This window comes from Nocardia sp. NPDC055002 (assembly GCF_053608825.1).
This window is the reverse complement of the sequence record NZ_JBSGWE010000001.1, coordinates 457,618-478,800: the sequence shown is the minus strand read 5'-3', so window position 1 is coordinate 478,800 and position 21,183 is coordinate 457,618. Positions and strand designations below refer to the sequence as shown.

Genomic DNA, 21,183 nt, shown 5'->3' with positions numbered 1-21,183 from the left:
CCGGGATGCCGTTGCGGGGCGATCGGATCCTGCGCTATGTCACCGCGTTCTGTCCCCGCTGCCACGACGAACACCCCGAGACCGCGCTACCCGACGTTGCGAGACTGTCGGGGTGGCTCGCCGAACGGGACGGGAAAGTCTTCCTCGAACGAGGATGTCGAACGCACGGCATGGTGCGGACCCTCTACGACGAGGACCCGGAAATCCTGGCCTACCTCGAAGAATGGACCGCTCCGACCAAGGCGCACCTGCCCGACACCGTGGGCAATTTCGACCCGGTGCCCTCGGCGTATCTGCGGGGACTGCCCGAGATGCAGACCCAGCACACCTGCATCCTGCTCGAAGACATCATCGACAGCTGTAACCTACGCTGTCCCACCTGTTTCGCCGACTCCTCACCCGAACTGCGCGGGGTGGTGCCGGTCGAGGACGTGCTGTCCAATGTCGATCAGCGTCTTGCTCGCGAGAACGGGCGCCTGGACGTGCTGATGCTCAGCGGCGGCGAACCGACTCTGCATCCACAGTTGGCGCGGCTGCTGACCGAACTGACCGCACGGCCGATCACCCGGATCCTGCTCAACACCAACGGTCTGCGCATCGCCGTCGACGACGAACTGCTGGCGCTGCTGCGCGCGCATCGCGACCGGGTCGAGGTGTATCTGCAATACGACGGGGAAACCGCACAGGCCTCACGCCATCACCGTGGCGGTGACCTGCGTGTCCGTAAACAGCAGGCGCTGCAACGGCTGTCGTCGAACGCCGTCTTCACCACTTTGGTGATGACCGTGGCCCTGGGTGTGAACGACGACGAGATCGGCGCGGTCCTGCGCACCGCCATGGACACACCGTTCGTCGGCGGGGTCTCGATCCAACCGCAATTCGGTTCCGGGCGTTCGGGAGCGATCGACCCGATGAACCGGCTCACCCACACCGGTGTGCTGGCCCGACTCGGCCCCCAGACCGACGGATTGGTGACCTGGCGTGACCTCACCGCGCTGCCGTGCTCGCATCCACACTGCTGCTCGGTGGGCTACCTGCTGCGCGACGACGCGGGCCGATGGCGGTCGCTGGTCTCGCTGATCGGGCACGAGAGGCTGAAGCAGCAGCTGGGACTGGTGTCCAACCGGATCGCGGACTCGGCACTGCCCGCCGAACTGCGGGTAGCGGTCCAGGAATCGTTGCTGGGATTGCTCTCGGAGCAGTCGTCGCTGTCGCATCCGGAGATCGGGCGGGTGTGGCGCAACATCTGCGAGAACTGCGATCTGGGGATGTCGACCCTGCTCACGCTGGCGTCGTCGGCGTTGCCGGGGCGGCGTCAACGGTTGCGCACACTGCTCGGGGAACGCGTTGTGCGGATCACGGTGAAACCGTTCATGGATATGTCGACGATGATCGAGGAACGGCTCACCCAGTGCTGCGTGCACGTGGGGACCCGTGCCGATGCCGATCAGTGCGCGCCGTTCTGCGCGGTGCAGGCCTGGCCCGCGCTGTCGCGGCAGCGATTGTCGGCGGCGGCACCGGCAGGGCGGGCGTTGTTGCCGGTGGAGGTGCGGTGAGCGAGCGCGGGGTCTACTACGAGGAGGCGATGCGCGGGCAGCAACCGCACGACCCGTTGACCTTGTGTGTGGTCGCGACGGTGGCGTTGCTGACGTGGTTGGTGGGGCCGTGGGCGGTGGTCGGGTTCGGTGCGCTCGCGTTCGTCGGATACTGGCGGGCGTGGCGGGCGGGGTTGAAGCGCAGTCGATGCTGGTTGCGCGATACCCGGCTGGTGCTGGGGTATGTCGGGGCGATCGCCGTGGTCGGGGCCATCGCCGCGGTGTGGTAGCGGCGTGTCGCCAAAGCCGGTGTGGCAGAACGGTAGCGGGCGGGCGCGGGGCACGGTTGACTGATAGCCATGGCCTCCACACGCTCCAGCAGGCAGCGCCGCCCCGGGGTGCCCGCACCCTCGGTCCCGCCGGGCGAACTGATCGTCGTCACCACGCCGACCGGCCCGGAGATCACGCCGATCGCGCTGCGCGAGAACCGGTCCGTGCGCACCAGGGTCGATGAGCTCCTGCCCGCCACCGCGCGTCTGGTACCGATCTTCGGTCCGGACGACCGGCTCGCGGCCCGCCTGGCCGGCACACCGCAGGCGCCGGTCGCGGGGGAGTACCTCAGTTACTACTCGGTGCACGGTGAACTGGGCGATCTTGGAGAGCTCGCGCACCGGCTGCGTGAGGACGACACCGTCGCCGCCGCCTACGTCAAGCCGGCGGCCGAACCGCCGCTGGCTCCTCTCGCGGAGAGCATCGTCGCACCACGAGCGCCGGCGGTGACACCCGATTTCCGGGTCAGACAGGCCTATCTCGACGCCGCACCGCACGGCATCGACGCGGTGTGGGCCCATGGTCGGCCCGGCGGGCTCGGCACCGGCGTGCGGGTGATCGACGTCGAGGGCGCGTGGCGGTTCACCCACGAGGATCTGCGACAGAACCAGGGCGGAGTCATCGGCGGTACCGCCTCCGCCGATCTGGGATGGCGCAACCACGGCACCGCCGTCGCCGGCGAGATCAGTGGCGACCTCAACGAATTCGGCGTCACCGGAATCGCACCCGACGCCCACATCAGGGCCATCTCGATCTTCGGCATCGGCTCGGCCGCCGCGATCCGCTCCGCGGCCGACGCTCTGCATCCCGGCGACATCGTGCTCATCGAACTGCACCGCCCCGGACCACGATTCGACTACCAGGCCACCCCCGATCAGCGCGGCTACATCGCCGTGGAATGGTGGCCCGACGACTTGGCCGCCATCCGCTACGCGGTGAGCCGGGGCATCGTCGTCGTGGAAGCGGCGGGCAACGGCGGCGAGAACCTCGATGACGCCGTCTACGACACCCGCCCCGGTGACTTCCCCGCCACCTGGCACAACCCGTTTCGCGCGGGCCCCGCCGATTCCGGTGCCATCCTGGTCGGCGCGGGCGCCCCACCGCCGGGCCTGCACGGCCGCGACCACGGACCCGCCCGCTCGCGCCTGGACTTCTCCAACCACGGCGCCCGCCTCGACGCCCAGGGCTGGGGCCGCGAGGTCACCACCACCGGCTACGGCGACCTGCAAGGCGGTCCCGACGAAGACCTCTGGTACACCGACGAATTCAGCGGCACCTCGAGCGCGTCCCCGATCGTCGTCGGCGCCATCGCCGCCTACCAGGGCATCCGCACCGCCGGCCCCGGCCGCGCGACCCCCGAGCAGATCCGGACCCTGCTCCGCACCACCGGCTCGCCCCAAACCGCCGCCCCCGGCCGTCCGACCACCCAGCGCATCGGCACCCTGCCCGACCTGCGCGCCATGACCGCGAAAGGCTGAGGCACCCGATGGCAGTGATTCATCAGACCACCGTCACCCCGTCCAAGCGCGATCTCGTCGCGGCCTGGTTGCCCAGTCGGCAGTGGTACCTGGGCGCGACCCCGTGCCTGGACAGAGTCGGTGGCTTCCGCCTCGACGACCCGGCCGGTGAGGTCGGGATCGAGTTCGTGCTGTTCGTCGACGGTTCCGGTGCCGACCAGGTGCTGTATCAGGTGCCGATGACCTATCGCGGGGCACCGCTGCACGGCGGCGACTCGGCGCTGATCGGCACTGCTGAGCACGGGGTGCTGGGCCGGCGCTGGATCTACGACGCGACCCGCGATCCGGTCGCGATCGCCGCCGTCATCGATCTGCTGACCGGCCGCGCGACCGCTCAGGCCCAGAGTCTGAGCGACACGTCCGACCCGACGGTCGTTGTGACACCGGCCGGGTCGGCCGAGGGCAGCCTCGGCGTGGCTGTGGACGGCGTCGCCCACACCGATGTTCCCTGGGGGTCCGCTGCCGTACGATTCCATCGTGTGCCGGTGTCGTTGTGGGTCGGCGGAGCCGGTTCGGTCGCCGCACCCTCGGCGCTGGGCCCGGTGGTCGAGTTGATCAGCGTGTTGACCGACTGGGCATAGCGCAGCCCGTGCGCGCCGGACCGACACGGGCTCTGCCGGGGAGAAAACCGGATGTGCCGGGGCGGGGTGGCGTGGCAGGGTACGAGCATGGCATCGGCGAAGAGCGTGTGCGTTCGGGCGGCGACTCCTGCGGACTCGGCGGCGATCGTGGGGTTGCAGGAGGCCGGGTTCGGGATGCGGTACGGGAGTGATGAGAACGAATACCGGGGAGCGGTCTTTCCGGTCGAACGGTCACTGGTCGCGGTGGAGGGTGACCGGATCGTAGGGCACACGGTGGATCGGACGATGACGATCACGGTGCCGGGGGAGCGGACGGTGCGCGCGTGTGGGGTGTCGGGGGTCGCGGTGGCGCCGACGCATCGGCGGCGGGGAATCCTGCGCGAGCTGTATCGGGCCCAGCATGCTCGGACCGAGGCCGACCGGTTGCCGTTGACGATCTTCACGGCCAGTGAGGGCACGATCTACGGGCGGTTCGGCTACGAGGTGGCCGTCATCGACACCGCGATCTCCATCGATACGCGGCGTGCCGAATTCCGCTCCACCACACCGGATCCCGGTGGCGTCACCTTGGAGACGCTGCACGAGGCCGCCCCGCGGATCCGCGAGATCTACGAGCGCTGGCAGCAGGTGACGGCGGGAGCGCAGGTTCGGCCGGATGCCAAGTGGGACCTGTTCTTCGCCGACGTAGAACGCCACCGCCACGGTGCGACGACGCTGTTCGTGCTGCTGCACGCCGACGGCTATGCCCTGTATCGGCGCTCGCGGCGCGAGAACCGTGACATCGCCTCGGTGTGGGAATTGCGTGCGGTCACCCCCGACGCGCACGCCGCGCTGTGGCGGGTGCTGCTCGGTATGGACCTCGTCGACACCGTGGAAGCCGAGATCGCCGACGACGATCCGCTCGCCTACATGCTCACCGACCCGCGCACCGTGCAGATGACCCGCCGCGGTGACGCACTGTGGGCGCGGGTCATGGATGTCCCCGCCGCCTTGACCGCCCGCACCTACCGCGCCGACCTCGATACCGTCGTGGCGGTGCGCGATCCGTTCCGCGACGCGGGCGGGAATTTCGCCCTGCGGATCCGCGACGGCCTCGCCGAATGCGAGCCGACCACCCGGACAGCGACTCTCGGCTTCGACATCAATATTCTCGGCGCCCTGTACTTCGGTGCCCATCGCGCGAACACGTTCGCCGCCGCGCACCGGATCGCCGTCGAGGATCCGAAGGCACTGCGCGCGTTCGACGAAGCGTTCACCACCGACCGTGCGCCGCAATTGGGGTGGTTCTTCTAATACCTCGGCAACGGGCGCGTTCACCCCGAAGGTCGCTCCCTCGCGAGTACGGTAGGTAGCTGTGGATTCGCACGAGGTCGATTCTTCGGTTCGGGTGCGTGGCGCCCGGGTCCACAACCTGCGTGATGTCGACGCGGACATGCCACGAAATGCCCTGGTCGCCTTCACCGGAGTGTCGGGTTCGGGCAAGTCTTCGTTGGCGTTCGGCACGCTCTACGCGGAATCGCAACGCCGCTACCTGGAGTCGGTGGCACCGTATGCCCGCAGGTTGCTGAACCAGGTGGAAGCACCCGATGTCGACACCGTCACCGGCCTGCCGCCGACTGTGGCCCTGGCCCAGCGCCGGTCCTCGCCGTCGTCACGCTCGACGGTCGGCACCGTCACCGCGATCTCGAACACGCTGCGCATGCTCATGTCCCGCGAAGGCGACTATCCCGACACCCCGGCCAGGACCGGCCCCGGGCACTACCCGGAGGGCACCAACCGTCTCTACTCCGACGCGTTCTCCCCGAACACCGTCGAAGGCGCGTGCCCTCGCTGCCACGGACAGGGCGTCGTCCACGAGGCCACCGAGGCGTCGATGGTCCCCGATCCGTCGCTGAGCATCCGAGAGGGCGCGATCGCGTCGTGGCCCGGCGCCTGGCAGGGCAAGAATCTGCGCGACGTGCTCGCCGCGCTGGGCTACGACATCGACCGCCCGTGGCGTGAACTCTCACCCGCCGCCCGCGAATGGATCCTGTTCACCGAGGAGAAGCCGGTGGTCACAGTGGAACCCGTGCGAGAACCGCATCGCATCCACCGCCCCTATCAGGGCACCTACACCGGTGCCAAGCAATTGCTGTTGCGCTCGCACGCCGAATCCAAGAGCGCGGCGACCAGGGCCCGCGCGGCCGAATACCTGCACACCGCCGTCTGCGGGCTGTGTGCGGGGCGACGGCTCAAACCCGAAGCGCTCGCGGTGACCTTCGCCGGGTACAACATCACCGAGCTCGCCGACCTGCCGCTCGTCGAGCTCGTCGAGGTACTGCGCCCCTACACCCCGGGCACGGAAGCCGTCGCGGTACTCACCCAGGACCTCACCTCCCGCATCGATGTGCTCATCGAGCTCGGGCTCGGCTATCTGAGCGTCGACCGGGAGAGCCCGACACTGTCCGGCGGTGAGCTGCAACGATTACGGTTGGCCGGACAGTTGCGGTCGGGCCTGTTCGGTGTCGTCTACATTCTCGACGAACCCTCGGCGGGACTGCACCCGGCCGACACCGCGGCACTGACGACAGTGCTGGACCGGCTCAAGCGCTCGGGCAACAGCGTGTTCCTGGTCGAACACGATCTCGACGTCGTCCGCCACGCCGACTGGCTCATCGACATCGGTCCCGGCGCCGGTGTGAACGGCGGCACGGTGCTCTACGCCGGTGAGGTCGAGGGGTTGCGGAAGGTGGCCGACTCGGTCACCCGGCCCTACCTGTTCGACGAGATCGTCCGCCCACCGCGCACGGCCCGCGCCCCGACCGGCGAGCTCCGATTACGCGCCGTCACCAGCCACAACCTGCACGACCTCGACGCCGACATCCCCCTCGGGGTGTTCACCGCGATCACCGGCGTCTCCGGTTCGGGCAAATCCACTCTGCTGCACGCTGTGTCGACGACCGCCGGCGTCGATCCGGACATCGTGCGTGTCGTCGAAGTCGATCAGGCGCCGATCGGGCGCACCCCACGGTCGAACCTGGCCACCTACACCGGCCTGTTCGACACGGTCCGCAAACTCTTCGCCGCGACCGGCGCCGCCGAAGCCCGCGGGTACGGCGTCGGCCGGTTCTCGTTCAATGTGGCCGAGGGGCGCTGCCCGACCTGCCAGGGCGAGGGATACATCACCGTGGAACTGCTGTTCCTGCCCAGCACCTACAGTCCGTGCCCGGCCTGCCACGGCGCGCGCTACAACCCCGAAACCCTCGATATCACCTACGGCGACAAAACCATCGCCGAGGTACTCGACCTGACCGTCGACCAGGCCGCCGACTTCCTCGGCGACGTCGACGTCGTCGCTCGTGCCCTGCGCACGCTGCGCGATGTCGGCCTCGGCTACCTGAGGCTCGGTCAACCCGCCACCGAACTGTCCGGCGGTGAAGCCCAACGGGTGAAACTGGCCACCGAGTTGCAGCGGGCCCGGCGCGCGGGCACCGTCTATCTGCTCGACGAACCGACTACCGGGCTGCATCCGGCCGACACCGATATCCTGATGACACAACTGAATTCGCTCGTCGACAGCGGCGCCAGTGTGGTGGTGGTCGAACACGACATGACCGTTGTCGCCGGGGCCGACCACGTGATCGACATGGGACCGGGCGGCGGCGGGCAGGGAGGCCGGATCGTGGCGCAGGGGACACCGAAACAGGTGGCGGACAGTACGGTCAGCCGGACTGCGCCCTACCTGCTGGAGCGGCTGACATGACCGGCAGCGCGGATCGGACCCGCACGGCGATGCTGGTCGCGGGCGGGTGTTCGTTTTTGCTCGGTGTAGCGCTGCTGCTGTGGCCCGGGCGCGATGAATCCACGCTGGCGACGCTGTTCGGGATCTCGCTGATCCTGAGCACCGTGGTGCAGGTGTATCTGACGTTCATGGCGCGGATCGCGTTTCCGCTGCGGGTGCTGGTACTGATCAGCGCCGCACTGACGGGGATCTTGGCGGGCCTGGTCTTCCAGGGCGGCAATATCGAACTGCTGGCCCTGTGGATCGGCATCGGCTGGTCGGTGCGCGGTGTAGTGCACGCGCTGGTCGCCGCGTGGGACGACAGCGTCGAGGACGGCTGGGCGCACGAACTGTGCGGGCTCGCCACCACCGCGATCGGCATCGCCATCATCGCGATCACCTTCCAGACGGTCACCGGGCTGGCCACGATGGCCGGTGCCGGGCTGGTGGTGATCGCGGTGATGGAACTGCTCGCCGGTGGGCTCGGGCGGGCGGCGATGGCGGCGGCGCGCGGGTCCGCGACCGAGGAGCAGACCCCGCCGGTTCGGGCCGCTACCGAGCTGTAGTAGCGAATCACACACTGCCACTTCGGGATTCGAGGTTTACGCGAACTCACGGACAACGCGACATTGCGGGCAGTCGAGCGAGCGCTGAACTCTGCGTGCACCCTCGCTCACGGCTGGGGTATCTGCGCTGCGCGACGGTAGCGTGGCCCGCGGCGTGCGCACGGGGAGGGTCCTGTTCGGCGCGCCGCGTCCGCAGCCCGATTGTGAGCCCAGGAGAATGTGGTGTCGCGCGTAGTCCCCGGCGTAGCTGCCGATGCCGTCCAGCGTGAAGAGCTGGCTATGCGGCGCATGACCGAGAGTTTGGTCGAAGACCTGTCCGAGAACGTCCCCGTCGACCAGGTGACGTCGGCGGTCGGCGCCGCGCACCACCGGTTCACCGGTAAACCGATCCGGGAGTTCGTGCCGATCCTGGTCGAGCGGATCGTGCGCCGCGAACTCGCCGATCCCGACCCGACGGTACGAGTTCCGGCCCCCACCGCCAGCGTGCGCGCCGCGGAACTGATCGCACGCGAGTCGAACACCACCGAGGAACCGCCGAAGCGGGCGGTGAGCAGGCGTGCGGTGGTGCCGTTGTCGATCGGCGCGGCCGTGGTCGTGGCCGGTGTCGTCGCCGGAGTCGTGCTCCTGCCCGGCGGTGCCGATGCACCGGCCGCCGCTCCCGCCGCCGGCGTGACGGTGGTGCGCGGGGTGGTGGGGTCGGAGAAGATGTCGTTCTTCGCCGATGAGCGCGTGGCGAAGGTGCTCGCCGACAACGGCCTGCGGGTCGAGGTCGAACCGGCCGGTTCGCGCCAGATCGCGACCACCGTCGACCTCGGTGCGTTCGATTTCGCGTTCCCGTCGAGCATTCCGGCCGCGGAACGAATCCAGCGTCAGCGCAACATCACCACGAAGTACACGCCGTTCTCGTCACCGATCGCCATCGCCACCTACCGGCCGATCGCGGACCTGCTCACGGCGGCCGGGGTGATCAAGCCCGGCCCGGTCGCGACATTCGATATGAACAAGTACCTGGAACTGGCCGGGACCGGTGTGCAGTGGGACGACCTGCCCGACAACACCACCTACCCGGTCGCCAAGAACATCCTGGTCTCGACGACCGACCCGCGCAGCTCGAACTCCGCGGCCATGTACCTCTCGATCGCCAGCTATGTCGCCAACGACCACACCATCGTGCGCGGCGCCACCGCCGAACAGCACGTGTTGCCGGTGTTGTCGAAACTGTTCCTCGCCCAGGGTTACACCGACAACAGCAGCGACGGACCGTTCAACCAGTACCTCACCAACGGCATGGGCCCGACCCCGCTGGTCTGCATCTACGAGGCACAGTTCGTCGAAGCCGCGGGCAAGGGCCGGATCAAGCCGGACATGGTGCTGACCTACCCGACCCCGACGGTCCTGTCGAGCCACACCCTCGTTCCGCTCGACGCCTCCGGCGACAAGATCGGCAAACTGCTCACCGACAACGCCGAACTGCGTCGCCTGGCCGCCGAACACGGCTTCCGTACCGGTGACACCGCCCAGTTCACCTCGGTCGCCGCCGAACGTTCGGTGCCGGTGGCCGCCGATCTGATCGACGTCGTCGACGTGCCGGCCTACGAGACCCTCGAGCACCTGCTCGACGGGGTTGCCAACTCCTACAACTGAACTCGCCTCCCCGGTGCCGCGCAGCTCCTGGCTGCGCGGCACTCGTGTTCCTGCGGCCAGGAGGACGCGTTCAGGGCATGTGGCCTCGCGCCGATTCGTGTCCAGGTGACGCGCAGGCTGTAGTGCCGGATTCGGGGGTTGACACGAGTTCGGCGCACGACTGTACACTGATGTGTTGCCAGGCATCCGAGCTGGCCCGCACCGCGAATGGAGTTCCACCGAGATGGACAAATTCGAACCCGGCCGAGAACTGATCCACGAGCTGTCCATCGCGGCACGCCGCACCGGCACCGCACTTGCCGCCATCCTGGGCGACGCGGGCCGCAAGAGCGCGCGCGAGGTGGTCGATCTGGCACACGAGGGACGTGAACTGGTCGCCGGAACGCTACGGGCCAGCGCTGACGAGCTTCGCCGCCGCCGTTGAGTGCGCGCTCGGCGGATTCGTCGATGCCGCTGCGGCGTTCGCGGGAAGTCGCCGCGGCGGCGGGTAGCGGGTCTCGGTAGGATTCGCCGGGTGCCAGATTCTTCCGAGATAGCCCGGCTCTTCGATCGGCGACCGCGTCACTGGGTGTCGCCCGCGGACCCGGTGGCGTGGAATGCGGTGCGGGACAAGGTGTGCGCGGAGGTCGCGCCGGAAACCGCGACAGAGTTCGTGGCGCTGCTGCGGCGCGAGATCGTCGAGGTGGTCGGGGTCGACGTCGATGACACCGACGCGACGGCAGAGCCTTGCGTGCTCGTCGAGGGGCGCCCGGAAGCTGTGGACCTGCCGACCTGGCGCACCATCGTGCTGCCCCTGCTGACCGCTCGCGCGCGTCAGCTGTACGGCGAACTGCCCACCGAGCGCCCCTGACGCAGGGTCCGGCGAGGGCCACAAGCATCGCGTGTCGTGTCCTCGGCCGCCCTCGGCCCGAGGGGCTTGACACCAGTTCAGTGCACGTCTGTACACTCGGGCGTGTCAGATGAGTGAGCTGGCCCGCACCGCGAATGGAGTCTCACGAGACGGATCATGTCGGTCACGGTCGAGAATCGGCCGACCGTCGCCACCCCGGACTGGACAAACTTGCCGAAAAGGCAAGTGATTTGCTGTTTCGGCAATAACTCTGGGTGATCCGGCCGACTGCTGGTGATACTCCGGTCCTCGATCCGAGGAGGACCGCCATGCTGGACAACCCTGTTCGCACCCACACCGCAGCCGTTCGCCCATGGGCCGTGCTGGCCGTGTGCTCGCTGAGCCTGTTCGTCGTCGGGCTCGACGCGACGATCGTCACCGTGGCATTGCCCACGATCGGTGGCGGTCTGCACGTCGGCACCCAGGGCCTGGAGTGGATCGTCGACTCCTACACCCTGGCGCTGGCGAGCTTTCTCATCACCTCGGGAGCGATCGCGGATCGCATCGGCCGGCGACGGGTATTCCGGCTCGGGCTCGTCGTTTTCGGCACCGCTACCGCCGTGTGCGCGCTGGCTCCGACAATCGAGGTGCTCATCGCGGCGCGGGTCGCCCAGGGCATCGGAGGGTCGATGCTGAGTCCGGTGGCCTTGGCGATCGTGGTCTCGGCGATCACCGACGCACGGCAGCGAGCCCGCGCGATCGGGGTGTGGGCGGCGGTGTTCGGGTTGAGCATGGCGGTCGGGCCGACCCTCGGTGGGGCACTGGTCGACTGGTTCGGGTGGCGGTCGGTGTTCTGGGTCGCGGTTCCGGTCGTGGCGGTCGCACTCGTACTGAGTGCGGTGTTCGTGCCCGAATCGCGAGCCGAGCAACCGCGTCGAATCGACGGCGCGGGGCAAGTGCTGCTCGTCCTGTTGGTCGGCGGGGTGATCGCCTTGCTCATCGAAGGACCTCGGATCGGATGGGGCTCGGCCACAGCGCTGGCCGGGTACTGCGGTGTCATCGCGGCAGCTGCCGGATTCGTGTGGGTGGAGCGACGGGTGGCCGAGCCGTTGATCGATCCGGCACTGTTCCGGCGCGCGCCGTTCACGGCCGCGGTGGTCGGCGCGGTGCTGGTGTTCGTGGCGCTGACCACCACCTTGCTGCTCAGTACCTGGCATCTGCAGCACGAGCGGGGAATGAGCGCGGTCACGGCAGGAGCGATCACATTGCCCCTCGCGGTCGCGGCAACCGTGTGCGCACCGCTGTCAGGGATTCTCGTCGGGCGCGTCGGTGCCCGTCGGCCGTTGTTGCTCGCGGGCGGATTCCTCACCGCCGGTGGGGTCGTGCTCGTCGGCGCGGGCGGCGATCCGGATCTGATGACGATGCTGGGCGCGTTCGCGCTGATCGGGATCGGGTTCGGATTCGCGAATGCGCCGATCACCAATACCGCGGTGAGCGGGTTGCCCGCGGCCAGGGCGGGAGTGGCAGGTGGAATCACCTCCACGGCTCGACAAGTCGGCGCCGCGGTCGGTATCGCGATCGCCGGCGGGGTGATCGCCGGTCACGGGTCTTTGCGGATCGGGTGGCTTGTCGTGGCCGGATGCGGTGTCGTGGTGCTGGCCCTGACCGGACTTTCGCCACAGAAAAGTGCCTGACCTGCGGAAGAGATTGCCGGAAAAGTATTTTCGTGGCGAGCGATGAGTTCTTTCGGCACGCACCGTCTGAATAAGTGCTACCTGTAGCCGAGATCCGGGAGAGCCTCATGACCGCCAGTTCCGCCGTCACCACCGGCACCCTCGTGGTGCCGGACGCCCGCCTGTATTACGAGGTCCGTGGTGCGGGACCGCTGCTCGTCCTCGTCGGCGCCCCGATGAACGCCGCCTCGTTCGCCGCGGCCGCCGAACAACTCGCCACCACCAATACCGTCCTCACCACCGATCCGCGCGGGCATTTCGGCAGCCCCCTCGACAACCCGAATCAGGATTCGACGGTGCTCGCCCGCGCCGGGGACCTCGCCCAGCTCATCACCCATCTCGGCGCGGGCCCGGCCGTGGTGTTCGGATCCAGCGGTGGTGCGGTCACCGCGTTGGCCCTGGCCCAGACCAACCCCGACCTGGTCACCACCGTCGTGGCCCACGAACCGCCGCTGCGCGAACTGCTCCCCGACGCCGAAGCCCAGCGCCCACTCACCGAGGACATCGTCGCCACCTACGCCACCGGCGAGGTGATCGGCGCCTGGCGAAAGTTCTTCGCCCAAGCCGCTATCGCCATCCCGGAACCGATGCTCGAACAGATCTTCGGCGGCGACCGTGATCCCCGACAGGTCGCCAGCGAACGTTTCTGGTTCGCCCACGAACTGCGCCCGACCACCTCCTGGGTACCGGACCCGCCGTTGCTGCGTTCGATCCCCACCCGGGTGATCGTCGGGATCGGTGCCGAGTCCACCGGTCAGTTCTGCGATCGCACCTCGCGGGAACTGGCATCGGCGCTGAGCGTCGACCCGGTCCTGTTCCCCGGCGACCACATCGGATTCGTCAACGATGCCGTCACCTTCGCCGCCCGCCTGCAAGAAGTACTCGACGAGCCGTGAGCGTGGTTGCTCGCGCACGAGCGGGCCGGGGGAGAAGATGCCAGGCATGAGCGAATCACAGGACTGGAACAGCAAGATCATCGCCGAGTTCCGAGCCAACGAAGGCCGCGTCGGCGGGCCCTTCGAGGGTGCGCCGATGGTGCTGGTGCATCACCGAGGGCGGCGCACCGACCGGCAACTGGTGTCGCCGATGATGTATTTGGCCGACGAGAACGACCCGAAGCTCATGTACGTCTTCGCGTCCAAAGCCGGTGCCCCCACCAATCCCGACTGGTACTACAACCTCACCTCGGCGGGCGCGGCCGACGCCGAGGTCGGCACCGAGACCTTTCCGGTCACCGTCACCGAAGTGACCGGCGACGAACGCGACCGCCTCTACGCCGAGCAGGCGCGACGGTACCCCGGTTTCGCCGGATACGAGGAGAAGACGAAGGGTATCCGCACCATCCCGGTGCTGGCGTTGCGCCGGAACTGATCGGATGAGGTCGCGGGCAGGGCGACCGGACCGCCCTGCCCCGCTACCGGAGACCGAGGCGGAGGTAGTACCGCAGTCCAATGTGCGTGTGGGCCTCGGCTTCCTACCGTTCGATCATGCGTTTTCGAACCCTCACCGTGCCGATTCTCGCCGTCGCGCTGGGCTTGTCCGCCTGCACGATCAGCGCGGCCGAGCCCCACGCCTCGGCTCGCGTGGACAGTGTGCGCGGCGATCTCGACGCTCTGGTCGGCTCAGGTGCCATCGGAGCCGTTGCCACGCTCACCGAGCACGGGGCAGGCACTGTTGTCAGTGCCGGGCTGGCCGACGCGGGCGCGGCGACCCCGATCGGTACCGATGTTCCCCAACACATCCGGGTCGGCAGTGTCACCAAGTCCTTCACCGCCGCGATCGTGCTGCAGCTGGTGGCCGAACATCGCGTCGACCTCGACCGCTCCGTCGACACGTATCTGCCCGGGCTGCTCACCGGTGCGGGCGTGGACGGTCGCGCGATCACCGTCCGCCAGATCCTGGGCCATCGAAGCGGCCTGCCCGAGCCGGCCCGCTCCCCGGAGCTCGACGAACACGAAGCGGCGAAGAACGGCCGCACCTTCACCCCGGCTCAGGAGGTCGCCCTGGCCCTGGAGCAGCCGGCGAAGTTCGCGCCCGGCAGCCGATTCGAGTACACCAACATCAACTACATCGTCGCGGGCATGCTGATCGAAGCAGTGACCGGGCATCGCTACACCGACGAACTGCGCGACCGCATCCTGACACCGCTCGGCCTGTCGAATACCTACTTGCCCGCCACCGGTGAAACCGGTCTGCGCCAACCGCATCCGACCGGCTACGCCACCGTTGACGGGACACTCACCGACACGACCCTGATGGAGCCGTCGGTGCCGTGGGCATCGGGCGCGCTGGTGAGCACCGGCGCCGATGTGAATCGGTTCTTCCTCGCGCTGCTGGCCGGTCGGGTCGTGCCCCAATCCCAACTCGCGCAGATGCTCGACGGCATCGACATGGGCAACGGTGACGGCATGTCCTACGGTCTCGGCCTCGGATACACCCAACTGCCGTGCGGTGCGCGGTATGTCGGTCACATCGGCGGCGTCCCCGGCTTCTCCACTGTCGCCGGTGCCACGGGGTCCGGCCTCGCGGTCACCATCGCCTATACCGGCACATCGTCGTCTGTCGATCTCGGCGAGATGCTCACCCACGCGCTGTGCGACTGAATCTCCCCTCTCGTCGACACACCGGCCGACGTGCGAGAACACCGCTGTCAACGCGGTGATGGCACACGATGCAAATCGGCATCGGGTGCATCGACTATCGCGTCACGACATCGCTCACTCACCGTCCGCAGCGCCGCGACGAGCTCCGGTGGGTCGGCGACCGTGAACCCGATGTCCAGGGCGGTGATCATCCAGGCCAGTGCGGCAGGGGAGTCGGCGCCCAGATGCAACAGACAGCTCACATCGTCGACCGCTTCGAGGACGCCCATGCCGGGCCAGACACGATCGGCCACCTCGGTGGCCGATCCGTGCAGGGTGACGACGGTGCGCCACGGCCACGACGTGACCGACAGCCTGCGGGACAGATAGGTCGCCGCGTCACCGTCGGGCAACGGTCGCGGGGTGAATCGTGGGCCCGTCGGTACCCGGGGCTCGAGCCGGTCGACGCGGAACGACCGCCAATCCGCCCGGTCGACATCCCACCCGACCAGATACCAATGCCTGCTCACATTGACCAGCGAATCGGGTTCGACATCGCGGCGCGACGTCCGACCTGCGTGATCGGTGTAGTCGAAGCGCAGACGCTCCCGGCGTCGGCACGCCTGCGCGATCGTCAGCAGCGTCTCGGGTGACACCCGCGGCGCTTCGGCGGCGACCCGCACCATCGACTGTTGCAGGGTCGTGAGCCGGTGCCGAAGTCGCGAGGGAAGTACCTGTTCCAGCTTGGCGAGCGCACGCAGCGAGGCGTCCTCGATACCGGTGACCGTGCCGCCCGAGGTCGTACGCAAGCCGACCGCGACGGCCACGGCTTCCTCGTCGTCGAGCAGCAGCGGCGGCATCGACGCACCCGCGCCCAACCGATACCCCGCGCTGCCCTGCAATGCCTGCACCGGATAGCCCAATCCTCGCAACCGTTCCACATCGCGGCGCACGGTGCGTGCGGTGACACCGAGCTTGGTCGCTAGTTCGGACCCCGACCACGCGCGGCGAGTCTGCAACAGCGACAGCAGCCGGAGCAGCCGAGCGGATGTTTCGGACATCGCTCCATCATGCCGCGAACTTAGGAACGATTCTGACCTAAGCGATCCATAGCGTTGCCGGTATGAGCGACATCGACAGCTTCCGGATCGACATCCCGCAGTCCGACCTCGACGACCTGCGTGAGCGGCTCGCCCGCACCCGCTGGGCCGACGACCTGCCCGGCACCGGCTGGACCTACGGCCTGCCCACCGCCTACCTGCGCGAGCTCGCCGACTACTGGCGGACCGGGTTCGACTGGCGCGCCGCGGAAACCGCACGCAACGCCCACCCTCAGTTCGTCACCGAGATCGATGGGCAGCGCCTGCACTTCACCCACGTGCGCTCACCCGAATCCGGCGCACTGCCGCTGGTCTTGGTGCACGGCTGGCCGTTCACCGACTTCGGTGCGACGATCGGACCGCTGACCGACCCCCGCGCGCACGGCGGTGACCCGCGTGACGCCTTCGACCTCATCATCCCGACGCTGCCCGGATTCGGCTTCTCCGGACCCACGCACCAGCCCGGCCAGGCGGCCACCGAGCGATCCGCGGAACTGATCGCCCGCCTGATGAGCGAATTGGGCTACCAACGCTACGGCGTGCAAGGCAGTGACGCGGGCTCGTTCATCGCCCCGCAGGTGGGTCGTGTCGACACCGAGCGGGTCGCCGGCGTGCACCTCAACGCGGCGATCACCATCCCCGCCTGGAACGACGACGGCGCGGGCTACACCGAGCAGGATCGGGAAAAGCTTGCCGCGCTCCAGGATTGGAGCAGCAACGAAACCTCCGCCTACGCGGGTGTGCACAGCACCCGCCCGCACACCCTGGCCCATGCCCTGGCCGATTCACCGGCAGGTCTGCTCGCGTGGGTCGTCGATGTCGTCAACACCTACAAGGATCCCGCCGCCGCGCTGCCCGAGGATTCCCTCGACCGCGACGCCATGCTCGCCGAAACAGCGATCCTGTGGTTCACCGGGACCGCGGGCTCCTCGATGCGGCTGTACAAGGAATCCCAGCAGTGGGGCGCGGACCTGCCCAGCTCTGGTGTCCCGACAGCGGTCGCGGTCTTCCCCGGTGACACCACGATTCGCGGCATCGCCGAGAAGCAGAACAATCTCGTCCGGTGGACCGAATACGACCGTGGGGGGCACTTCGCCGCGATGGAAGCGCCCGAGCTGCTGATCGAGGATGTGCGCGAGTTCTTCCGGTCGGTGCGGTAGGGGTCGGTGGCCCCCGGGTTACGTCCGGGGGCCACCGCCGGCTCGATGCCACACGGCACCGATCTCGCTCAACCGCTCCACGGCGTAGGCGGGGTCGACCAAAGCCTCCGGGGTGTGGATGCCCGGTGCGGGACGGTCGCCGCGCAAGCCGACCAGCCGTTCGACGCCGAGTGCGATCCCGAGCGCGGTCAGCGGTCGCTGACCGTCCCGATGGACGAGGTGCTGTGTTCTGTCGAGCGGTGCGCCGCCGCGGCCGGTTCCGGCGAGATCGATCCGAACCTCGACGGAGGCGGGCTCGCCGCGCCGCCTGCTCGGGGTCGCGCCGACCGCGAAGTCGACCCGGACGTTCGGTGCGCCGGTCGCCAGGGCCAGGCTCGGCACGTCGAGAACCGGGATGCTCTGGCCGGGTAGCGCGGTGCCGTCGACGGTGTGGACGTCTGCTTGCGCCTCGGCCTCGGAGAGCCAGGTGAAGACGCCGTCGCGGCGCACGAGACCTGCTGTCGTGACGGCCGACCAGCGTTCCAGATCGGCGATTCCCGCGGGCCCGCCGGTGTCGGTGTCATCGAGCGCGACGCCGACTCGGACCGTGTCGATCCGGTCGAACTCGCGCGCGGAATCCAGCGTGGCGAGCACGACGGTTCCCGCCATCAAATGGCTGGCTACCAGAACCGGTGCCGCACTGGACCTTTGCGCGCCCGCGACGATCTCCGGGCCGATGTCGAGCAGGCCGCTGGAGATGCTGAGGTAGGGCAGGCCGCGCTCCTGCGCGTAGTGCAGGCCGTTGAGCCGGTCGTCCCACAGGGTTGCGACGACCGCGGAGTAGTCGGCGTCGGCGAGACCGAGGCCGCGGCGCGACAGATCGATCGTCACTGCCGTGGCCGTGCCGAGGGCGTCGGCCACCCGTTGCGCACGACCGAGATCACGGCCCGCGATGGTCAACGGCAGGGCCGGATGCCATCGACGCAACAGGGCCGCGGTGTCCGACCCCGCCTGTCCCGACCCGCCCAAGATCAGTACCGGTTGCTCCATGATGAATTCCTCTCACTAAGCTACAAGGTGTAACTTACTCTTTGTAGCTAAGCTGTGGGCATGGCGCAAGGGAGGACGATGACCACACGATCGGGCAGATTAGCGAAGCCGGCCCGTCGCGAGCAGCTGCTCGACACCGCCTTGACGCTGGTGCGGGAGCAAGGCACCGACGGTCTGACCTTGGCCACTCTCGCCGAAGCCGCCGGCGTGAGCAGGCCGATCGTCTACGACCACTTCGGCACCCGCCCCGAACTGCTCCTCGCGCTCTACCGCCAACTCGATGAACGCCACCGCCTGGCCTCGGAACAAGCCGCCCGCGACGCCACCCCCACCGTCGACGAGATCGCCCGCGTCATGAGCACCGCCTACTTCGCCTGCGCCACCGACATGCCCGAATTCGACGCCATTTCCGCCGCCCTGAAAGGCAACCCGGACGTCCAGGCGATCCAGCACGACATGCTCGACAGCTACCGCGACTGGATGGCCGCCACCTTGCAACCGTTCTCGTCACTCACCGCCACAGCACTGCGACTGCGCTGCGTCGGCGTGCTCGGCGCGGCCGAAACACTGGCCGCGGAACTGAACCTGGGTACGACCACGCCCGACGAAGCGATCTCGGCGCTGACCGATCTGATCGTCGGCAGCATCGGTGCGGGCGAGCGGCGCTGACGGGGCGAGAGCATCGTCAGCGAACCTGAAATCCGCACGGCCGCCGGTGTTGTACGCGGTCGGCGGGAAGGCGATAGCGGTTCTGTGATGTCGTCGGTGTCGGGCTCGGCCAGTTCGACGCGCTGGACCTCCCGAGCTGAATCAACTGGGTCTTGTCCCGGCATGTACGGCCGCATCTTTGGAGAAGCTCTGTCAGAGGTCGGTGGGCGGTGATGTGGTCGGGCTCGATACGTCGACGAGGAAACGGTTGGGATCGGTTACCAGCAAGCGTCTTTGGCCGTAGAACAGATCCCGGGGCTCCTCGACGATGGGAATGCCGAGGTCCTTGGCCCGGGCGTAGATAGTCTCCACATCGTCGACAACGATGGTGATGTAGGAGCCGCCGAACCCGCCACGAACATGGTCGGGCACCAGCTCGTGATCGCGCGCCATGATGCCGATGATGGTCCCCGAGTCCGAGTCGATGAGTTGCACGAACCAATCGCTGTCGTAGGCAACCTGGAAACCCAAGAGGTCGACGTAGAAGTCACGCGTCGTAGCGAGTTGGTCGCTGCAGATGTTCACAAAGCTTCGCGCAATGGCCACATCGGCGAGACTAGCAAGCTGGCTCGAATTCCCGGCGGTTCACTTCGGCTCGCCGATTAGATTGAAAGAGTGTTCACCTCCAGTGGAATTCCGGCAGGGTTCGGGCACAGATTGATCGCGCCCAGTGTCGACATGTACGGAGAATGGCGCGACGCGCATGTCGAGTGGGGGCCCGGTCCCCACGAGGACGGTTTCGGCTTGTTGCCGAGTGACGACGTCGACTCGATCCCGGGATTCGAGCTCTGGGTTGCGCGGCTCATCGCCGCGTCGGGAGAGGGGCGCGACGGGCGTTGCTCGTATCGCTGGATAGTCGAGGGTGATCGCGTGGTCGGCGGGATCGCGTTGCGACAAGGGGACGGTGACCTCGTGCGGAACCTCGGGCATGTCGGGTACGGGATCCGGCCGTCCGCGCGCCGTCGAGGGCTGGCTACGTGGGCATTGGGAGAGATCATGGCTGAGGCGCGAGTGGCTGGGATGGACCGAGTGCTGGTTGTTTGCGCGGCCGGGAATACCGGGTCGGTGAAGACGATCGAGCGCTGTGGTGGTGTTCTCGAGAGCATCCAGGACACCGAACTCGGTCCGGCGCGGCGGTATTGGATCACGGTCGTGAAGTCGCGCGCCTAAGTGCGCCATTGGGAGGGGCGGGTTTCGCCCCTCCCACGAGGTGACTATCGACGGCCGAAGTGCTCGACGAGTCGGGAGTAGCTGTCGTGGCCGTGGCCCGCGGTGATGGCGTCGGCGACCAGGCTTCTCGTGTAGGTGGGTAGGTCGGTGTCGATTCCTCGGGTCCGGCTCTCGGCGAGCAGGTCGTCGAGGGAGGGGAGATGGTGCTGCAGGGCGCCGTACGGGATGGCGAAATCGGTGCTGTCGATCTCTTTCGCCAGCATCGGGATCAGTGATGACAGGGCTGCGAGGGAGGGATCGGCCTGCTGGGTGAAGTCGCCGACGGGGAGACCGGCGTTGCCGAGAAGTGCCGAGGCGTGCAGGAACCCGTTCAGCAGGCCCCACATGATGTCGTGGACGGCCATGCCGTACAGCACCGGCACAGCAGGGTCGGGGGAGACGAAGGTCGCGCGGCCGCCGAGAGCTCGGAGGAGGGCTTCGTGTCGATCGAAGGCAGCGCGGGCGCCGCCGTAGAACACCACCGCGTCCGGGGAGCCGATGGCCGGAGCGATGGTCATGATCTGGCCGTGCAGGTAATCCGCTCCGGACTCACGCGCCAACTGTCCAGTGGCGGTGGCCTGTTCGGAAGTGCCGTCGGTCAGGTCGACCACGGTCCGTCCCGCCAGCTCCGCACCCGACGCACGCAACAGATCCGCCGCCACCGCACCACCCTTGACATTGACGATCACCACATCGGCCGCACCCACAGCCTCTGTCGGGGTCGCGGCCGACCGTGCTCCCTTGGCTACCAGCGGATGTGCCCTGTCTTGCGACCGGTTCCACACCGTGACCGGATAGCCTCCATCCAGCAGGGCAGCGGCCAGCGCCGACCCCATCTCACCCAACCCCAGAACTGCGACTGCCGTTGCCTGTGCGTTCTCATGTCCACTCATGAAACGG

At 68.2% G+C, this 21,183-nt stretch carries 21 protein-coding genes; 17 read left to right on the top strand and 4 right to left on the bottom strand.

Annotation, left to right across the window (positions count from 1 at the left end):
- The first annotated feature begins 5 nt into the window (after positions 1-5).
- The 14 genes from ACWF99_RS02255 to ACWF99_RS02190 all read left to right on the top strand — a co-directional run bounded on the left by ACWF99_RS02255 (position 6) and on the right by ACWF99_RS02190 (position 15,098).
- Positions 6-1,556: a radical SAM protein gene (locus ACWF99_RS02255; RefSeq protein WP_452534126.1), complete on the top strand. Its 1,551-nt coding sequence runs from the start codon at positions 6-8 to the stop codon at positions 1,554-1,556.
- Positions 1,553-1,825 carry a hypothetical protein gene (locus ACWF99_RS02250; protein WP_452534124.1) on the top strand — a complete coding sequence of 91 codons (273 nt, stop codon included), beginning with the start codon at positions 1,553-1,555 and terminating at the stop codon, positions 1,823-1,825. Before ACWF99_RS02255 ends, ACWF99_RS02250 begins: the two co-directional genes overlap by 4 nt.
- Positions 1,826-1,894: 69 nt before the next feature.
- A complete protein-coding gene (locus tag ACWF99_RS02245; protein WP_452534122.1) occupies positions 1,895-3,343 on the top strand; it encodes a S8 family serine peptidase in 1,449 nt (482 codons plus the stop codon).
- A gap of 8 nt (positions 3,344-3,351) precedes the next feature.
- Positions 3,352-3,963 (top strand): maltokinase N-terminal cap-like domain-containing protein, encoded by a 612-nt coding sequence (locus tag ACWF99_RS02240; RefSeq protein ID WP_378629224.1) that lies wholly within the window; start codon positions 3,352-3,354, stop codon positions 3,961-3,963.
- Between the two features lie 51 nt (positions 3,964-4,014).
- Positions 4,015-5,256, top strand: a complete 1,242-nt coding sequence (locus ACWF99_RS02235) for a GNAT family N-acetyltransferase (RefSeq protein ID WP_452534119.1) — start codon at positions 4,015-4,017, stop codon at positions 5,254-5,256.
- A gap of 139 nt (positions 5,257-5,395) precedes the next feature.
- Positions 5,396-7,705 (top strand): ATP-binding cassette domain-containing protein, encoded by a 2,310-nt coding sequence (locus ACWF99_RS02230; protein ID WP_452535290.1) that lies wholly within the window; start codon positions 5,396-5,398, stop codon positions 7,703-7,705.
- Positions 7,702-8,289 carry a DUF308 domain-containing protein gene (locus tag ACWF99_RS02225; protein WP_452534117.1) on the top strand — a complete coding sequence of 196 codons (588 nt, stop codon included), beginning with the start codon at positions 7,702-7,704 and terminating at the stop codon, positions 8,287-8,289. Before ACWF99_RS02230 ends, ACWF99_RS02225 begins: the two co-directional genes overlap by 4 nt.
- A 222-nt stretch (positions 8,290-8,511) precedes the next feature.
- Entirely contained in the window at positions 8,512-9,933 is a 1,422-nt protein-coding gene (locus tag ACWF99_RS02220; RefSeq protein WP_452534115.1) for a three-helix bundle dimerization domain-containing protein, read from the top strand.
- Positions 9,934-10,156: 223 nt separating this feature from the next.
- Positions 10,157-10,357: a hypothetical protein gene (locus ACWF99_RS02215; RefSeq protein WP_378629218.1), complete on the top strand. Its 201-nt coding sequence runs from the start codon at positions 10,157-10,159 to the stop codon at positions 10,355-10,357.
- A 90-nt stretch (positions 10,358-10,447) separates the two neighbouring features.
- Entirely contained in the window at positions 10,448-10,783 is a 336-nt protein-coding gene (locus ACWF99_RS02210) for a hypothetical protein (RefSeq protein ID WP_452534113.1), read from the top strand.
- A gap of 308 nt (positions 10,784-11,091) precedes the next feature.
- Complete coding sequence (locus ACWF99_RS02205) at positions 11,092-12,456, top strand: MFS transporter (protein ID WP_452534111.1); 1,365 nt, start codon at positions 11,092-11,094, stop codon at positions 12,454-12,456.
- Positions 12,457-12,563: 107 nt separating this feature from the next.
- Entirely contained in the window at positions 12,564-13,391 is an 828-nt protein-coding gene (locus tag ACWF99_RS02200) for an alpha/beta fold hydrolase (RefSeq protein ID WP_452534109.1), read from the top strand.
- 46 nt (positions 13,392-13,437) lie between these two features.
- The gene (locus tag ACWF99_RS02195; RefSeq protein WP_378629210.1) at positions 13,438-13,866 is read left to right on the top strand and encodes a nitroreductase/quinone reductase family protein; all 429 of its coding nucleotides are present in this window, start codon (positions 13,438-13,440) and stop codon (positions 13,864-13,866) included.
- 116 nt (positions 13,867-13,982) lie between these two features.
- Positions 13,983-15,098, top strand: coding sequence for a serine hydrolase domain-containing protein (locus ACWF99_RS02190; RefSeq protein ID WP_452534107.1), 1,116 nt, complete (start codon positions 13,983-13,985; stop codon positions 15,096-15,098).
- A gap of 47 nt (positions 15,099-15,145) precedes the next feature.
- On the opposite strand, the gene ACWF99_RS02185 is transcribed toward ACWF99_RS02190, so the two are convergent.
- The gene (locus ACWF99_RS02185) at positions 15,146-16,138 is read right to left on the bottom strand and encodes a helix-turn-helix transcriptional regulator (protein WP_452534105.1); all 993 of its coding nucleotides are present in this window, start codon (positions 16,136-16,138) and stop codon (positions 15,146-15,148) included.
- A gap of 62 nt (positions 16,139-16,200) precedes the next feature.
- Here ACWF99_RS02185 and ACWF99_RS02180 point away from each other — a divergent pair, with 62 nt between their 5' ends.
- Positions 16,201-17,337 carry an epoxide hydrolase family protein gene (locus ACWF99_RS02180; RefSeq protein ID WP_452534103.1) on the top strand — a complete coding sequence of 379 codons (1,137 nt, stop codon included), beginning with the start codon at positions 16,201-16,203 and terminating at the stop codon, positions 17,335-17,337.
- An 18-nt stretch (positions 17,338-17,355) separates the two neighbouring features.
- On the opposite strand, the gene ACWF99_RS02175 is transcribed toward ACWF99_RS02180, so the two are convergent.
- Positions 17,356-18,366: a saccharopine dehydrogenase gene (locus ACWF99_RS02175; protein ID WP_452534101.1), complete on the bottom strand. Its 1,011-nt coding sequence runs from the start codon at positions 18,364-18,366 to the stop codon at positions 17,356-17,358.
- Between the two features lie 78 nt (positions 18,367-18,444).
- Between ACWF99_RS02175 and ACWF99_RS02170 the strand changes: the two genes are divergently transcribed.
- Entirely contained in the window at positions 18,445-19,035 is a 591-nt protein-coding gene (locus ACWF99_RS02170) for a TetR/AcrR family transcriptional regulator (RefSeq protein ID WP_378629196.1), read from the top strand.
- 192 nt (positions 19,036-19,227) lie between these two features.
- Here ACWF99_RS02170 and ACWF99_RS02165 read toward each other — a convergent pair whose 3' ends face one another.
- Positions 19,228-19,620 carry a VOC family protein gene (locus tag ACWF99_RS02165; protein ID WP_452534099.1) on the bottom strand — a complete coding sequence of 131 codons (393 nt, stop codon included), beginning with the start codon at positions 19,618-19,620 and terminating at the stop codon, positions 19,228-19,230.
- 69 nt (positions 19,621-19,689) lie between these two features.
- Here ACWF99_RS02165 and ACWF99_RS02160 point away from each other — a divergent pair, with 69 nt between their 5' ends.
- A complete protein-coding gene (locus ACWF99_RS02160) occupies positions 19,690-20,244 on the top strand; it encodes a GNAT family N-acetyltransferase (protein ID WP_452534098.1) in 555 nt (184 codons plus the stop codon).
- Between the two features lie 44 nt (positions 20,245-20,288).
- On the opposite strand, the gene ACWF99_RS02155 is transcribed toward ACWF99_RS02160, so the two are convergent.
- The gene (locus ACWF99_RS02155) at positions 20,289-21,176 is read right to left on the bottom strand and encodes an NAD(P)-dependent oxidoreductase (RefSeq protein ID WP_378652619.1); all 888 of its coding nucleotides are present in this window, start codon (positions 21,174-21,176) and stop codon (positions 20,289-20,291) included.
- Positions 21,177-21,183: the final 7 nt, after the last annotated feature.